Annotated in this window: 16 protein-coding genes; 12 read left to right on the top strand and 4 right to left on the bottom strand. The window is 55.2% G+C overall.

The features are described 5' to 3' along the window. Window positions 1–206 precede the first annotated feature (206 nt). The 3 genes from IE092_RS14035 to IE092_RS14045 all read right to left on the bottom strand — a co-directional run bounded on the left by IE092_RS14035 (window position 207) and on the right by IE092_RS14045 (window position 3,375). Window positions 207–2,396 (bottom strand): ATP-binding protein, encoded by a 2,190-nt coding sequence (locus tag IE092_RS14035; RefSeq protein ID WP_189357824.1) that lies wholly within the window; start codon window positions 2,394–2,396, stop codon window positions 207–209. Window positions 2,397–2,466: 70 nt separating this feature from the next. Continuing rightward, complete coding sequence (locus IE092_RS14040; RefSeq protein ID WP_229793185.1) at window positions 2,467–2,952, bottom strand: GNAT family N-acetyltransferase; 486 nt, start codon at window positions 2,950–2,952, stop codon at window positions 2,467–2,469. Between the two features lie 42 nt (window positions 2,953–2,994). Then, complete coding sequence (locus IE092_RS14045; protein ID WP_189357826.1) at window positions 2,995–3,375, bottom strand: hypothetical protein; 381 nt, start codon at window positions 3,373–3,375, stop codon at window positions 2,995–2,997. Between the two features lie 234 nt (window positions 3,376–3,609). On the opposite strand from IE092_RS14045, the gene IE092_RS14050 reads away from it, so the two are divergent. The 11 genes from IE092_RS14050 (at window position 3,610) to IE092_RS14100 (ending at window position 13,922) form a co-directional block, all read left to right on the top strand. Beyond that, the gene (locus IE092_RS14050) at window positions 3,610–4,140 is read left to right on the top strand and encodes a hypothetical protein (RefSeq protein ID WP_189357827.1); all 531 of its coding nucleotides are present in this window, start codon (window positions 3,610–3,612) and stop codon (window positions 4,138–4,140) included. Window positions 4,141–4,321: 181 nt separating this feature from the next. Continuing rightward, window positions 4,322–4,666: a DUF1840 domain-containing protein gene (locus IE092_RS14055; protein WP_189357828.1), complete on the top strand. Its 345-nt coding sequence runs from the start codon at window positions 4,322–4,324 to the stop codon at window positions 4,664–4,666. A gap of 3 nt (window positions 4,667–4,669) precedes the next feature. Continuing rightward, entirely contained in the window at window positions 4,670–5,545 is an 876-nt protein-coding gene (locus IE092_RS14060; protein ID WP_189357829.1) for an alpha/beta hydrolase, read from the top strand. A 194-nt stretch (window positions 5,546–5,739) separates the two neighbouring features. Beyond that, window positions 5,740–7,179 (top strand): 16S rRNA (cytosine(967)-C(5))-methyltransferase RsmB, encoded by a 1,440-nt coding sequence (gene rsmB, locus IE092_RS14065; protein WP_189357830.1) that lies wholly within the window; start codon window positions 5,740–5,742, stop codon window positions 7,177–7,179. 66 nt (window positions 7,180–7,245) lie between these two features. Continuing rightward, the gene (locus tag IE092_RS14070) at window positions 7,246–7,830 is read left to right on the top strand and encodes a DUF4390 domain-containing protein (protein ID WP_229793186.1); all 585 of its coding nucleotides are present in this window, start codon (window positions 7,246–7,248) and stop codon (window positions 7,828–7,830) included. 3 nt (window positions 7,831–7,833) lie between these two features. After that, window positions 7,834–10,191: a sensor histidine kinase gene (locus IE092_RS14075; RefSeq protein ID WP_189357831.1), complete on the top strand. Its 2,358-nt coding sequence runs from the start codon at window positions 7,834–7,836 to the stop codon at window positions 10,189–10,191. A 65-nt stretch (window positions 10,192–10,256) separates the two neighbouring features. Continuing rightward, a complete protein-coding gene (locus IE092_RS14080; RefSeq protein ID WP_189357832.1) occupies window positions 10,257–10,994 on the top strand; it encodes a response regulator in 738 nt (245 codons plus the stop codon). Window positions 10,995–10,996: 2 nt separating this feature from the next. Further along, entirely contained in the window at window positions 10,997–11,377 is a 381-nt protein-coding gene (locus IE092_RS14085; protein ID WP_189357833.1) for a GTPase, read from the top strand. A gap of 163 nt (window positions 11,378–11,540) precedes the next feature. Beyond that, window positions 11,541–11,798, top strand: a complete 258-nt coding sequence (locus tag IE092_RS14090) for a BTH_I0359 family protein (RefSeq protein WP_189357834.1) — start codon at window positions 11,541–11,543, stop codon at window positions 11,796–11,798. Window positions 11,799–11,998: 200 nt separating this feature from the next. Next, window positions 11,999–12,889, top strand: coding sequence for a xanthine dehydrogenase accessory protein XdhC (gene xdhC, locus IE092_RS14095; protein WP_229793187.1), 891 nt, complete (start codon window positions 11,999–12,001; stop codon window positions 12,887–12,889). Beyond that, entirely contained in the window at window positions 12,876–13,922 is a 1,047-nt protein-coding gene (locus IE092_RS14100) for an adenosine deaminase (RefSeq protein ID WP_189357836.1), read from the top strand. The genes xdhC and IE092_RS14100 overlap by 14 nt, the downstream gene beginning before the upstream one ends. Before the next feature lie 191 nt (window positions 13,923–14,113). On the opposite strand, the gene IE092_RS14105 is transcribed toward IE092_RS14100, so the two are convergent. Further along, window positions 14,114–15,274, bottom strand: a complete 1,161-nt coding sequence (locus IE092_RS14105) for an NAD(P)/FAD-dependent oxidoreductase (protein ID WP_189357837.1) — start codon at window positions 15,272–15,274, stop codon at window positions 14,114–14,116. Window positions 15,275–15,382: 108 nt separating this feature from the next. Between IE092_RS14105 and IE092_RS14110 the strand changes: the two genes are divergently transcribed. Further along, window positions 15,383–16,555, top strand: coding sequence for an HDOD domain-containing protein (locus tag IE092_RS14110; RefSeq protein WP_189357838.1), 1,173 nt, complete (start codon window positions 15,383–15,385; stop codon window positions 16,553–16,555). Window positions 16,556–16,591: the final 36 nt, after the last annotated feature.

Genomic DNA, 16,591 nt, shown 5'->3' on the forward strand with positions numbered 1-16,591 from the left:
AGCACAGACTGGTGTCTGTGCAAGCGACGCAACAAAGCAATGCGCCCGGCACCTCCGTTCCCGGAGGGTTTGTCTCATAGCGCACGCTGGACTGCGTTGGACGCGTTGTGAATAGCACCGCTATTCACTGCCTTGTCCGTCTTGCCAGCCCGCGCTATGAGACAAACGCATCTCGCGGGTATTTATGAAATGAGTTCTAGTTAAACCTATCGCAAGTCCGGCGGAATCACGAGCGGCAAATCCACATAGAATCGTGCTCCGCCACCTTCTGCAGGTGATGCATTATAAAAACCGATTTCTCCGTGCAACTGACGCACAATCATTTTCGAAATCGCCAGACCGAGACCGGTACCGCTCTGGCTGCGGGTGTCAGATGCATCTGCCTGCGAAAATTTCTTGAATATTCTTTCCTGGAAGATTTCAGGAATGCCGGGGCCACTGTCTGCAACGATGATGCGTATCATCTGATCGGCCCAAGCCAGTGCATATAACCTGACTTGCGAACCTTCCGGTGAAAATTTGCAGGCATTTGAAATCAGATTCGCCATGACTTGCTGGAAGCGACCGGCATCAACGCTGAGCCAGCGTTCCTGCAAACTGTCTGCCCCCATACCGGCATCCGTGTCCAGCACCAGCTCAACCGACATACTCTGTGCAAACGCCTGATTTTGCTGAATTGCTGTTTCCAGCAATGGAAATAATGCACAGTCTTCGTAGATAAACTCCATTTTGCCCGCTTCCATTTTCTGCAAATCGAGCAAATCATTAATCAGACGGGTCAGGCTTTCACTGTTCTTCTGTGCGATATTCAGTAAAGGCATCATGGCTGGCGGCAAACCTGCGACCGCACCGCCACCGAGTAAGCCGAGCGCGCCGCGAATTGCCGTCAGCGGTGTACGCAGCTCATGACTGACGGTAGAAATGAACTCGTTTTTCATACGCTCAATTTTGCGGCGTTCGGAAATATCGCGCACGATAATGATCAGCTTGCGCTTACCGGCCAGCGTATATTCACTGATAGAAAACTCCGCCGGAAACGGTGTCCCGTCCAGACGGGTTGTTTCCGCCTCCAGGCGCACACGACCGGATGTCAGAAAATCACTTTCCTTCATTGCACTGGCCAGCAGTTCTGCCTGTCCCGGAAACGCCATCAGTACAGCGTCTGTGTTTTCCGGTGCCATTTCATTAAAACCGAATAATTCAATCGCTACCGGATTCATCGCTTCAACCTGACCGGTGTCATCGACCATCACGATACCGTCCGCAGCATTCTGGAAAATTGCCTGCAGCCGATCCGAACTTTCTTTGATCGCTTTCTGCTGCTCGGTCAGATTGATCAGTAATTCATTCTGCTTCAGATTAATTTTGTCGGCATCGCGCTTCAGATCCGTCATCACCTGCATATCGCGCTCGCGCTGCAGAAACAGATTAATCAGCATGTAAAAAGCAATGATGACTGCGATCACCGCACCCGCTGCAACGATGGCAATCGACACACTGGTCTTCTTCCAGTCTTCCAGATAAAAATCTTCATCCACAGCAAAACTGAGTATCAGCGGATATTTTTCCAGCGACTGCACAGCGACCATTTGCGTCACAGATTGTTTCGGTTCACTCTGGCTGGCGACGTCGCTGACAATCACACCGGAGCGCTGGTTCTTATCGTGTACCAGCTGGAATGCGCTGCCCGAAGTATTCTTTTCACCCATCACGGCGTCATTTTCCGGCCAGCGTGCAAGATAGGTGAAATCGGTACGCATCAGCGATACAGCTGCACGCCCGCCCATACTGAGTTTTTCGTAGAAATTGGCGTAAAACTCCGGCGACAATCCGAGGATGACAACGCCGATAAACTCACCGTCACTGCCATTCAGGCGGTAACTGAGGAAAAACATCCATTTGCCGGTGGACTTGCTGCGCACCGGGTTACTCAGGTAAATACCCAGCGTCGGATTATCTCTTTGCATCAGAAAATAATCCCTGTCATACAGCGAATACTCCGGCGCGGGAAACTGGCGTGAAGTAGAGATCGTATTGCCGTTCACGTCCAGCACGGAAATCACATCAATTGCCGGAAACAGTTCGACTTTGTCTTTCAGAAATAAATGAAAGTCATAAGTCGCAAGTTTCGAACTCAGATAATCTGCGCTGACACTCCAGCGATCCTGAATCCGCTCAGCAATACTGGTAATTGCCGAGTACGCAAAATCCATTTGCTGCGACGTGTTTTCCGCCAGAACGACACTGTAGGTTTCTGTCTGTTTTTCCCACTTTCCGATTTCCTGCAGGCGTAATGTCCAGATGAACACCAGCGTGCCGATAATGATCGACAGCACCAGACCTGTAGCAAAGATTCTGGCGATTCGGCTGGTTCGTAATCCGGCTAATTTCATCATTCAGTTATCAGGGTAAAAACATTCCGTCCTGGCGGGGCATCAGCTTTATTTTTAATGGATTTTTCCGGAATCAGTCTGCCACCGGCAGAAGACAATAACATGCCGGTCCGGTATAAGTAGCAAGAACCGGTTGCTGATCTGCATCCGCCACAACAGGCTCAAAACCCTGCTTACACCAGAAAGTCAGCGTATCCTGCACGGAAACCAGCCCCAGCCAGGACAAGCCATTGGCACGCGCATACTCATGCGCACTTGCCAGCAAGCGTCCGGCAATCCCGCTGCCGCGCAAGCGCGGATGCACAGCCATGTCGTGTAAATACAGCGTGTCAGGGCATTCTGCATGGCGAAATGCTTCCCCGAGCGCCGATACTTTATTTTTCAGACTTCTGTAGGCGACCAGATAAGCTGCCGGGCCCGCGGAGTCGCAAGCTACCCATGAGGTATCCGCTACCTGTTGCCAGCGTTGCTGAATCAGCGCTTCAGGCTCCACCATTTGCGGCACATAACAAGCCTGCTGAACGGCGTAAACCGCACTGATATCCTCTGCGCCCATCATTCTGATGTACGTGTCTGTGAAAAACGCCTGATCAGACATTATTTATTTTTTCGATTTTGCAGATGCAGATTCTGATGCAGACGCCGACGCGGATTCAGACGCTTCCGGCGATACCTCCGGTTTTGGCGGCGGTGGTTCGTTCGGCGCGATTTCAGGCTTCACGACGTCAATTTTATTTTCACGCATGTAATCGTTCATTTCTTTCCAGCCTGCATATACTGCAGCGCGGGCTGCATCAGGATTCAGTGCATAACAGTCTTCGATCGCACGACCGGCATGGCGGCATGCACTACCGGTCGCACGGGCGTCGGACTCTTTTCGCGCAGCTTCTTTTGCAGGATCGACCAACCCGATACGCTCGCAGGCGGCACAGCTCAGCAACATCAGCAGGACGAGGCCAGTTCGTATCGAAAAACTCAACATGATGAATATCCGGTAAAAATACGTGCATAAAAAATGTGAACAGGTGCATTCACACCACTGAATTCACATGTGCGCAGTGACTGCTGCCACTGCCATATGGGATGATAGCAGCAAGGTATCTGTTTGAAAGGGCGCGAACCGCTTTGTTCCCTTATTTCACTGCAGTTTCTGATACAGATTGAACGCCTCAGTATCAATACCGGGCGATCCGGTGCCAATTACACAGGAATAGCGATGAATCTGATGCAATTGAAACGTCTGCTTGCCATACTCAGCTGGCTGATCACAGGTATGTTGCTGATAGCCTGCCAGCCTGCACTGAACTGGCGCGAAATTCACGAGCCTGACGGGCATTTTCGTATCATGATGCCCGGCAAACCGGTAGCTGCGGCAAGAGATATTGTCCTGTCCGGTATTCCGTGCACCATGCAAATGCGCGGCGTTACAGAAGATGACCTGACATTCACTGTTGGCTGGACAGAAGTACAAGACCGTCATCAGACCGGTCTGATGTGGCAAGCCATGCTGCATGGCATGCTTGGCAATATCGGGGCAAGCGTTCCACCGGGTACCGCACCCGGCGCTGTTGTCCGGGCCGAAGGAAAAACGCCGCAGGGTCAGGCTGTTGCCATGCACGCGCGCTTTATCATTCATCGCAACTACGTCTACCAGATCGTGGTAACAGGCCCGCTGCATCAGTTAGATGCGACGGTCAGCGATCCGTTTTTGCAATCTTTTACAAGCGATTTTGCAGAAAAACCGTAAACCCCGTACTTAGCAGCAACGGACAGCAGCAGACTGCCCTCCCCAATTGCAATATTAGGGATTATGATAGAACGAAGGTACCTGTACTTCAGCGTCGCGCGGCGACGGTCTTTTTATTCTGCACTTGCAGCTGATGAACGGCGTACAGGGGTTTCGTCAGATTTTTTTCGGAGGGCATACCATGCTGGTGACATTTCAATCCAAAGCTGCAGCAGAAATTACCATGTACAAAGAACATGCCCGCCGCATTCTGGAGCTGATGAACAAAGATGTGGAGCGGGGTGTGATTACACCTTCGGAATTGCCCGACGCGATACGACTGCTGGAAGCTGCCGTAAGCGACAGCAAAATGCATCCCGTCTCTGATGAGGTCACCCGTGATGTAAAAGCGCATCACAACGATGAAACCGATGATAATGAACATGAGCAACCGGAACCGGTGACTTTCGCTACCCGTGCGTTTCCGGTACTGGAAATGCTGCATGCGGCACACAAAATGCAACGCGATGTGCTGTGGGGAGTCTGAAAGATGCTGACAGCTGCGGCCATCCAGCATCAGTTTGTCTGTGCTGACGGCGTTACGCTGTTCGTAACCGATTATTCCGGGCCGCACAGTGGCGGGACTGATGATAAGGGAATCGTTTTACTGCATGGCATAGGCGAGCACAGCGGGCGTTATCTGGCGGCAATTCGTTTTTTTCGCGAACTCGGTTATTCCGTGCGCTGTTTTGATCACCGCGGGCATGGAAAATCCGGCGGTCAGCGGGGCGATACACCGTCAGATATACAAATGCTGGAAGATGCAAAAGGCGTCATCAGTGACTTTGCACAGCAGCTTCCTTCCCCGCCGCTACTGTTCGGGCACAGTATGGGTGGTTTGCTGACATGCCGCTTGCTGACCGAACCGGGACTACCGGTGTCCGGCGCGATTTTATCCGCTCCGGCACTTGCGCTGTACATGCCGTTGTGGAGCCGTCCGGTACTGGCCTTACTGCTGAAACTGGCACCGGGACTTGGCTTACCCAACGGCTTGTCTCTGCCACACCTGTGCCGGGATCCGGAAGTGATCCGTGCTTATCAGCGCGATCCGCTGGTACACAACAAAATTTCGGCGCGCTTATTAAACAGCATGCTGAGCGCCATGAATGTTTGCCACCAGCAAGCAGCAAAGTTGCAGATACCCGTACTGCTGATGATTGCAGGAGCCGATAAACTGGTCGACCCACGCGGCAGTGAGGCGTTTGCTGCTGCAGCGCCGACGGAAATGCTCAGCGTTTGCCGTTATCCGGATGCATTTCATGAGATTCTGAACGAGCCTTTGCCAAACCCGGCATGGGCAGATATGCGACAGTGGCTTACCCGCCATTCTGCGCCTGCATTCTCCGCAACACGTCAGCGCGCCTGACCGGCGCAGGACCGTAGTGGTCTGTTCTGAGCCGTTCAGGACAGAATAATGAAACACCGTTGTTCCGTCAGAGAAACGCAGTCTTTCATAGCAGCGGCAGGCTACTCACTGGTACACTAGCGCCCCGCGCCGGAAACCCGGTTCCGCTGTTCCGATGTACTTACCGCTAATCACGGCCAAACCTGTCAGATCATATGCAAGATACCACGCGAAAAACATTAAGCTTATCCTCTCCGAGACCGCAACGCAGCCGTCCGGCCCAGCGACCTTATGGCGGTACCCGCCCGGCCGTGCCTGAAAAACCAGCACCGGAACTGACTGATATTCGCGCAGATTCGCTGGCCTATGCCTTAACCGGCGCAGCACAGGCAATTGCTGCCGTTCTGGAAGGCACTGCACTGCCTCAGGCGCTGACGGATATTTTCACGCGACTGCAGGCCAGCCCGCAGGCACGCGGTGCGATTCAGGATATTGCCTATCGCAGCATGCGTCAGCTCGGCCGTACAGAAGCACTGCTGCAGATCATGACCAGTAAGAAACCGGAACCGGCATTGCTCTACGGCTTACTGTGCGCCTCCCTGACACTGCTGATGCGTGATGCCGATCAGGAACTGGCTTATGAACCATTTGTCGTGGTGGATCAGGCAGTCAGTGCTGCTGCATCAAACGGGCACATGGTGTTTGCCAAGGGCATGGTCAATGCTGTACTGCGACGCTTCCTGCGTGAACAGGATGAATTACTGCGCCTGGTTGTCAAGCAACCGGCTGCACGCTGGAATTACCCGCAATGGTGGGTGGATCAGGCACGCAGCGCCTATCCTGAGCAATGGGAAACCATACTGGACGCCGGAAATCAGCAACCCCCAATGACACTGCGCGTGAATCAGCGCCGTACAGATTGTGACAGCTATCAGCGGCAACTGGCTGCCGCCGGGCTGGAATCCGTCAAAATCGGGCCGGCTGCACTGAAGCTTTTGCGCCCGGTACCGGTACAGCAAATTCCCGGCTTCGCCGAAGGTCTGAGTTCTGTACAGGACGCCGCTGCTCAGTTGGCGGCTCCGTTACTGGATGTACAGAATGGTATGCGGGTACTGGATGCCTGTGCTGCGCCGGGCGGCAAAACCTGCCATTTGCTGGAACTGGCCGACCTGGATCTGACCGCGCTGGATGCGGACGCCGTGCGCCTGGCCCGGGTTCATGACAACTTACAACGATTACAACTGAAAGCCCGCGTCCAGCGTGGTGATGCCAGCCGCAGCGACTGGTGGGATCAGCGTCCTTACGACCGCATTCTGGCAGATGTCCCTTGTACCGCCTCTGGTGTCGTACGTCGCCACCCCGACAGCCGCTGGTTGCGCCGTAAGACAGACACTGCCCAGTTAGCCGCCTTATCTGCCCGTATTCTCGACAACCTGTGGCGCATGCTGGCACCGGGCGGAAAAATGCTGATGGTGACATGCTCGGTCTGGCCTGCAGAATCCGAAGCACAGGCTGCCGCATTTGCCGCACGGCATCAGGCAATCCGCCTCGATGCGCCGGGACAATTACTGCCGGAAACCGGAAAAACGTCCGATACACACAACGAACATGACGGCTTATTTTATGCTTTGTTTCAGAAACCGGAACAAAGCTGACGGAAAGTCCGGGCTTCACGTTATGATTGAATATCGTTTTTCTGACATGTTTCTTAACTGCTTTGCATGACTTCCGGAGTTCTGGCGCTACTACGACGCTTTGTCTTACCCGGCCTGTTGATGCTGGCAACGCTGGTAGCGATCGTGCCTGCTGTTTCTGCGGCAGAAGCCGAAGTGACTTCTGCGAAAGTGGAAGCCACTGAGGACGGTTACCGGCTGAATGCCAGCTTCTCATTCGAACTGAATCACGGCCTGGTTGACGCGATCACCAAAGAAATTCCCCTGACGTTTACGACAGAGGTGGAAGTCACACGCTCACGCTGGTACTGGTTTGACGAAAAAACCGTGCGCGTCGCGCAATCCGTACGCATCGGTTACAACCCGTGGACGCGCCAGTACACCGCCACCACCAACAATGGCCTGCAGCAGAACTTCAGCACACTCGATGAGGCGCTGATTCTGGTGCAGCGCCCGCGCCGCATTTTGCTGGCAGACAAAAACAGCCTGACCTCCGGCGCACTGTACAACGTCGCAGTGAAGCTCAAGCTGGATCTGAGTTATCTGCCCAAAACCTTTCTGATTGCCGCAATTAATAACAGTGACTGGCGGGTTTCATCCGACTGGAAACGATTTACCTTCAGGGCAGAGTAGCAAGTGACAAGATTTTTAAGATATGCCCTGATTATCGGCGGTGCATTAATGAGTATTTTGCTGTTTTTACTCACCACCGCCTCTGATAACTCCGCCCGCTTAGAACCCTATTACAAATGGCTGTTGGCCGCGAATGTGGTTGTGGCACTGGCCTTGCTGGCCCTGATTGTGATGTTGCTGTGGCGTCTGTTCAGCCGCTACCGCAACCGGGAATTCGGGTCGCGTCTGATGACAAGGCTGGTTTTGCTGTTTGCGCTGGTTGGTATCCTGCCGGGTTCGGTCATTTATGTGGTGTCGGTGAATTTCGTTTCGCATTCCATCGAATCCTGGTTTGACGTCAAAGTCGAATCTGCGATGGAATCCGGTAAAAACCTTGGTCTGAGTGCCATGGAATTTTTGCTGGCAGACCTGCAAGCCAAAGCCCGCGACATGTCCAGTGACCTGTCCTCCCCTTCCGATACCCCTCTCAGCATACAGTTATACCGCCTGCGCGAAAAAGCACTGGTACAGGACGCTGTCATCGTCAACAGCCGTGGCCGCGTGGTCGCCAGCTCCAGCCAGAATACCGGTCTGATCCCCGAAGTGCCGACACCTGACATGCTGCGGCAAGCCCGCAGTGGCCGCATGTATGCAGCCATCGATGAAAAACCCGCTGATGCAGATACTTCAAATGCAACATCCCAAAATGGTGCAAAACGTCCGGTGCTTGCACAGGAACCGGCCAAGTCCCTGCGCACCCGCGTTGTCGTCCAGTTACACAGCAGCGATTATTCGCTGTCCATGAACCGCGACACCTATTATCTGCAACTGATCCATCCGGTACCGGCCAGCATTGCATTGCATGCAGAAGCTGTGCGCAGTGCCGCCAGCGAATATCAGGTACGTTCACTCGGGCGCAGCAGCCTGAAAACCATGTATGTGTTCACCCTGACGCTGACTTTGCTGGTTTCCGTCTTTGCCGCGATTACCAGTGCTTTCTTTATCTCCGGCCAGCTGGCACGTCCTTTGCTGCTGTTAGCGGAAGGTACCAAAGCGGTGACCGAGGGAGATTTTTCACCTCGTCCTATCATTTCCACCACCGATGAACTGGGCAGTCTGACACAGTCTTTCAACACCATGACCCGGCAGTTGCTGGATGCCCGAACCGCCGTTGAGCGTAACCGCTCTGAACTGGAAAATGCTAAAGCCTACCTTGAGTCAGTACTTGCCAACATGTCTGCGGGTGTGATGGTGCTGGATGAACAAGGTCATCTGGTGACTTGCAATGAATCGGTAGAACGGATTCTGCAGCGCCCTGTTGAGGGCGAAGTCGGTAAGGCACTGCATGACATTCCCGGTCTGGATCAGTTTGCGGCGGCGATTGATAAAGCCTTCGCAGAACAGCAAATGCGTGACGATAACGATGCAGACAAGCAGGAACACTGGCAGCAGCAAATCGAAATTCCGCGCCCGGATGCAGAGCCACAGGGGGAAAAGCCAGCCGATGCGATGCCGAATAATGTGGCACAGAATATTACGCTGCTGGCACGGGGATCACACTTACCGGTGGGCGCAGGTGAAGGCTATGTGATTGTATTTGACGATATCACCAAGGTGATTTCAGCACAGCGCTCGATTGCCTGGGGAGAAGTGGCACGCCGTCTGGCCCATGAGATTAAAAATCCGCTGACACCGATTCAGCTCTCGGCAGAACGTCTGCAGATGAAGCTGGAGGAAAAACTCAGCGAGACGGATGCAGCGATTCTGCGCAAAGGCACAACAACCATTGTGAATCAGGTCAGCTCTATGAAACGCATGGTGGATGATTTCCGCGATTACGCGCGCACGCCACCGGCAGTTTTGTCGCAACTGGATCTGAATGCGCTGATCGATGAAGTGCTGCATTTATATCTGGCCGGCGACGGACGCGACATCATCCGGCTGTCGCTGGCGGCCGGCATGCCGAAAATTATGGGCGATGCGACACAGTTGCGGCAGGTCATCCACAACCTGCTGCAAAACGCGCAGGATGCGATTGGCGAGCGCACCGATCAGGAAAGTGCACCGCGTATTGATGTGAGCACAGAACTGGTGCGTATGCAGGGAAAAAATCAGGAAACCCAGTTAGGGGTACGTTTGCTGATTACGGATAACGGGCCGGGTTTCTCCAGCAAAATTCTGGCGCGCGCCTTCGAACCTTATGCAACTTCCAAGCCACGCGGTACCGGTCTGGGATTGCCGATGGTGAAAAAGATCATTGATGAGCACGGGGGCAGAATCGATATTCAGAACCGTACCGATACAAACGGTGCAAAAGTATCGATTTTGCTGTTAAAGTTAGCACCGGATTCCAGTCCGCAAGACGGTGCGATTCCAGCCTGACCGGAGCAATACAACATCCGGCAGGGATAAAAACAAAACCACAGGGGCAGTAATAGGGTAAATTTATGGCGAATATTCTGGTCGTAGATGATGAAATGGGTATCCGGGAATTACTCTCGGAAATCCTGGGGGACGAAGGACACGTAGTACAACTGGCCGAAAATGCACAGCAGGCACGTGCAGCGCGGCTGGCCGAAAAACCGGATCTGGTCTTGCTGGATATCTGGATGCCGGACACGGACGGCGTGACATTGCTGAAAGAATGGCAGCGCGACGGTTTGCTGACCATGCCGGTCATCATGATGTCTGGTCATGCCACCATTGATACCGCCGTGGAAGCCACCCGTATCGGTGCGCTGAATTTCCTGGAAAAACCAATCGCTTTGCAAAAGCTGCTGAAAGCGGTGCAGCAGGGTCTGACCCGCACACCGGAACCGGCACGTCCGGCAGTACCGGCGATGCGCGTCCTGACACCGGAACCGGTCAGCTCCATCAACAGTATCAGCGGTATCAGTGCTGCTGCCGCGCAGTTTGATAACCGTGGTTATCCTGCTGTCGCCGCAGCACCGGCACAGCCTGCTGCAGCCTCGCCTGCCAGCCAGTTTGCCAGCCTGTCGTTTGACCTGCCGCTGCGCGAAGCACGCGATGCGTTTGAGCGGATTTACTTCGAATACCATCTGCACCGCGAAAGTGGCAGCATGACACGTGTTGCCGAAAAAACCGGTCTGGAACGTACCCATCTGTATCGCAAGCTGAAACAGCTGGGTGTGGAATCGGTCAAATACTCTAAACGCGGCGAATAAACTTGCAAGCAGTTTTACCTGTACCGGTCACGATTGTGACCGGTGCTGATTATGCTGCGCGGGAACATGCGATTGCGTCTGCGATGGCTGCAATGCCTGCGTCTCCCGCATCTGCTCACGCTGTTCTGCTGGAAGGATTACCACAGGGGAATCCTGTGCTGCATCCGTCCGCGCAGATTGCATTGCAAAGAATCGCACCCGGCTGCATTTGCTGCGCCGGACAACTGACTTTAAAAGTCACCCTCAACCGCTTACTGCGCCCGCGCCCTGCCCGTTTGTGGCTGGCCATGGCCAGCAGCGCCCATTATGACTCGCTGTGCGAATTGTTAAAGAATGCTCCGTACAGCGAGATCCTGCTGGCGGACCAGCATATTTCCCTCTAAACTGAATTCACGGTAAAGCCTGCCGTCCCCTGCCCGCGTGGTACTGCGCCGCACCGGATGCAGCTGTCATCCCCGGGAAGGAGGTTTGCGTTCCAGACTTGAATACTGGCGTTTGCAACATATCTCGCTTCGAAGTATGTGTCAGAAAGAAAGGGGACGTACCATGAATCTCATCTACAACAGTGATCACTACAGTGTGGTGGAGTACGGTGCTGATACGGATCACGAAGCTCTGCGTTTCGGCGGTTATGAAATTACCGATAAAACCTTCCGCAAAGAATGGTTTATCGCTGGCATGTCCGCCCTGAATTTCCGTTATGAAGTGTCAGAACTGATTTCTTCCGATCCGAGCATGGAAGAAATTGATGAATTTCTGGCCCAGCATACCGGTATGTCTTCTCAGCCTTTGTTCCTGCATTAACACACCGGTCCGGCACTATAGCTGCCGGACCATATCCGCCATCAGCGCGGTGCTATACCTGTGCGACCCGCCGCCTGTTAAGGTGATTGTTTTCCGCCTGTTTTCTGCACAGACATGAACCCTGCCACGCCTGTTCTGACCGCCTTTGCTTTCCCCGCCCGCTGCAAGGCCAGCGTGGCGCTGTCATGCCGGAGACTGCGATGCTGAGCACCGGCACACTGCTGCAGGCATTGCAATCGCTGGATAACTACACACCGGCCGTACTGGTCACGGTGTTGCATACCCGTGGCTCGGTGCCACGCGAAGCGGGAACCCGTATGCTGATCACCGCTGATGCCTGCCACGACACTATCGGCGGCGGGCATCTGGAATGGCGGGCGATGGCGGAAGCACGCCTGTGGCTGCATGAACGCAACGCTGATCCGGCACAGTGCGAACGCCTTCTGGATCTGACGCTGGGTGCCAGCCTCGGTCAGTGCTGCGGCGGTGCTTTGCAATTACGGCTGGAACGGGTCGATTTCTGGACTGCCGCCGAACGCACTCAACGCCTGCAAGACCTGCACGCTGAACAGCAGGCCCAAACGCCGCTGTATCTGTTTGGTGCCGGTCATGTCGGGCAGGCGCTGGTACAAGTACTGCAGGCGGTGCCGGGGCGCATCGTCTGGGTCGATGAACGTGAACACCTGTTTCCGGCGGATGTGTCGCCGCAGGTGCAGTGTGAAGCAACCGATATCCCCGAAGCCCTGATTGCAGCCGCGCCGGCCGGTGCAGAATTTCTGGTAATGACCCATCATCACGGGCTGGATCTGCGTCTGTGCGAACACATACTGGGCCGCGATGATTTTGCCTGGTTCGGGCTGATCGGTTCTGCCACCAAACGCGCCCGCTTTCATTCGCGCCTGCGACAAGCCGGCATCGCCGAATCACAACTGGCGCGCATGACTTGTCCGGTTGGCATTCCCGGCATTCCCGGCAAAGAACCCGGGGTGATCGCGGTGGCGATTGCTGCACAATTATTGCAAGCACGGGCAATGCGCCCTACACTTGCGCCCTCGTTTAACCTGCCGGAGTCTGAACATGCAAGCCGCTGACCGCGCTTTTATTCTGGGTTTACCCAAAGCTGAACTGCATCTGCATATCGAAGGTTCGCTGGAACCGGAAATGATGTTTGCACTGGCACGCCGCAATCAGGTCACGCTGCCTTACGACAGTGTCGAAGCGATCCGCGCTGCCTACCAGTTCACCGATCTGCAATCGTTTCTGGATTTGTATTACGCCGGTGCCGCCGTACTGCAAACCGAACAGGATTTTTACGATCTGACCCGCGCCTATATTGACCGTGCCATTGCCGACAACGTGCTGCACGCCGAAATCTTTTTCGATCCGCAAACCCATACCGCACGCGGCATTGCGATTACCACCGTCTTTGCCGGTATCGCGCGCGCCCTGCGCGAAGCCCGCGACCAGCAAGGCTTTTCCTCGCGCATGATTCTGTGCTTCCTGCGCCACCTGAGCGAAGACGATGCGATGAGCACGCTGGAATCGGCGCTGCCGCTGCGCGAAGACTATGCCGACCTGTGGAACGGCGTCGGTCTCGATTCCTCAGAACTCGGTAATCCGCCGGAAAAATTCGCCCACGTGTTTACGATTGCGCAGGCAATGGGTCTGCACATCGTCGCCCACGCCGGTGAAGAAGGCCCGCCAGCCTACATCTGGGGTGCACTGGATGAACTGGGTGCGGAACGGATCGATCACGGCGTACGCGCCGAAGAAGATCCGGCGCTGATGGAAAGACTGATCAAAGAACAAATCCCGCTGACCGTCTGCCCGCTGTCGAATCTGAAACTCTGCGTGGTGAAAGACCTGCGCCAGCACAATCTGAAACGTATGCTGGACGCCGGTGTCTGCGTCACCATCAATGCCGATGATCCGTCTTACTTCGGCGGCTACGTCAACGATAACTTCATCGCCTGCGCCGAAGCGATGCCGCTGACCCGCAGCGACCTGCTGCAACTGGCCGCCAACAGCTTCAGGGCCAGCTTCGTCGATGACAGCCAGCGCGACGCATGGCTGCAAACCCTGCGCGACTACGCACAGCAACACGGCGTGAACGCCGGCTTCTGACCTGCCCGGCGCCCGGCACGCAGTACACCGGCTGACCGTCGCCTTTATCGCTTTTCACCCCCCGTCTTCACCCCCTGTTTTTTGAAAAAGCAGGGGGTATCCGCAAAAATCGCGCTGTTGTCGGCATAAACACTGGGCTTTTAAAAATACCCCCGGGGGTATTTTTTGGCCTCAGAATGGCATTTTCGGGCTTAAATCACGCATTCTTCGGTGAAGCGGATACCGTCCACGATGCGTTGCGGGGACAGCGGGGACAGATCCAGTGTCTGAAAATGGCCGGTGCTCAGGTATTCGGCACTGGCGCGGCCGGCGGCGGGGGCTTGTTGCAGGCCGTGGCCGCTGAAGCCGGTGGCGATCCACAAATTCGGATATGCAGGATGCGGGCCGATAATCGCATTGTGGTCGTGGGTGTTCATTTCGTAATAACCAGCCCATGCGCGCTGCACGCGCAGCGCTTCCATCGCCGGAATGCGGGCCGCCAGCGTTTCCCACAGGGTTTGAAACTGTGCATGGTCCGGTTCCAGCGGCAAATCCGGTAAATCCGCTTGCGGCGGCATACCGGCAATCCAGTATTTGCCTTCCGGCCGCAGCCACAGACCACTGGGGTCGATCAGCAGCGGGCAGTCAGGCGTGCTGGCGGGACTGGACAGCACAAACACGGTACGGCGGCGCGCTTCCACCGGCAGTACAAAGCCGGACGGGTCATGCAGGCGGGCTGACCATGCACCGGCTGCATTCACCGCCACATCACAGGGCAGGCTTTGCCCGTCCTGCAATGTGACGGCGATCACTTTACCGTTCTGTACCTGCCAGCCGCTGGCCTCTGCCTGCACAAAGCGCACGCCGAGCGCCCGCGCTTTGTTGCGTAATGCCATCAGCAGCGCATAGCCGTCAAACCAGCCTTCGCGTGCCATTCCCAGTGAAGCCAGCGCCAGATCAGCTGTCGCCAGCCACGGAAAACGCTGCTGCAAGGCTTCCGGCGACAGCAGGCTGACCTGCGCACCATGCGCCGTCTGGCGTGCATGCAGACGGCGCAGGGTATCGGCACCGGCAGCGCTGGCCAGATACAAATAGCCGCGTTCACATAATTGCAGATCAACACTGTGCTGCGGCGTTGCCAGCGTTTGCGCGGCATTGCTGAGAAAATCCCAGCCAAAGGCCGACATTGCCATATTCAGCGGCTGGCTGAACTGCTGACGAATCGAACTGGCAGATAAGGCCGATGAGGCGCAGGTGTAGGCCGGATCGCGTTCCAGTACTGTGATTTTCCACTGTGCGCCGTAGTGCTGTGCCAGAAAATACGCAATGGCCGCCCCGATTGCACCACCGCCGGTGATCACAATTTGTTGCATCTCATCTCCTGTTGTTATTCTGCATGGTTCTGTTGCCGTACTGACATACCCCTGTCATGGCAAAGCTGCTATGCTTAGTTTATGTGTAACCGAATGTAAAGGTTGTTTGTGGCATCTCTGTTTGAGCGGTTCTTCCATCGATACTTTTCCGGCCATCATAACCCGCCACCTGTGATGCCGGAAGGCGACTCTTTTGCCGACGATACGGCAGTCGCACCGCATACCGCTCCGCTGTACCGGTTTGAAGAATTTCAGAAAATGACCCAGGAAGCGGATGCAGCACCGGTAAGCACCCCTGCACCGGCACGCACCACGCTGCCTGCTGCACCGTTTCAGCACTGGTATCCGCGGGCACCGGTTGATCCTTTGTTTTACGAATGGCTGCTGGGTTTCCCGCCTGCGCGCCAGCCGCATCCGCAGGAGCAGGAGCTGACCGACAGTCTGTACGATTTACTGAATGCCGAACTGCACCAGCAAACACTGGTACCGCGTATGCCGGGCATTATTCCGCCGCTGCTATCCACGCTGAAACAGGAGCATGCCTCGGTCAGCCAGCTGACCAGACTGATCATGCGTGATCCGGCGCTGGTGGGCGAAGTGCTGCTGGCAGTGAATAATGTACTGCATCACCATGTACAGAAAATCACCAGCCTCGATGCCGCTGTACTGATGCTGGGCGAAGAAGGCTTGCGCTATGTGATTGCCAAAGTCGCATTCCGCCCGATTCTGAATCTGCAGCAAGGCCCTTACAGCCGCCGCGCAGCACCGGTGATCTGGGCACAATCCGAAAAATGCGGTCTGGCCTGCCACGCACTGAGCAGCCATGATGATGACACCGCACCTTTCCACGCATTTCTGGCCGGCCTGCTGCATCAGATTGGCCTGATTACCGTGTTCCGTGTACTGGATCAGGAAGTCCGCGATCCGTCCGTGCCTTTCAGCCTGAGTTTCTGCCTGCTGCTGCAAGTGGTGGCAAACACGCTCAGTACCCGTATCGCCACCGAATGGGACTTACCGGACGATGTGATTACCGCACTGCGTGAACAGATTCCGGGCAGCGAACAAACCACCGTTTCCAGTCTGGGCGTCCTGCTACACAATGCGGATCTGATTGCCAAAATGCGCATGCTGATCAATCAGCAATTGCTGCGCAGTCAGGAAACCATCCTGCTGCATGGCCTGAGTGCGCAGGAAGCCTATTGCTACCGCCACCTCGATCATCTGAAATTGTTTGACCTGAACCTGTCTGAACCCGCGCCACATGACACCGGATCTGCCTGATCAGGTAGAATGCGCGCCTTCACTGAAAGGAAACGG

The sequence above is a fragment of the Cognatundibacterium squillarum genome (assembly GCF_014652435.1).
In the GTDB taxonomy this organism is placed as follows: Bacteria; Pseudomonadota; Gammaproteobacteria; order Burkholderiales; family Burkholderiaceae_D; genus Undibacterium; species Undibacterium squillarum.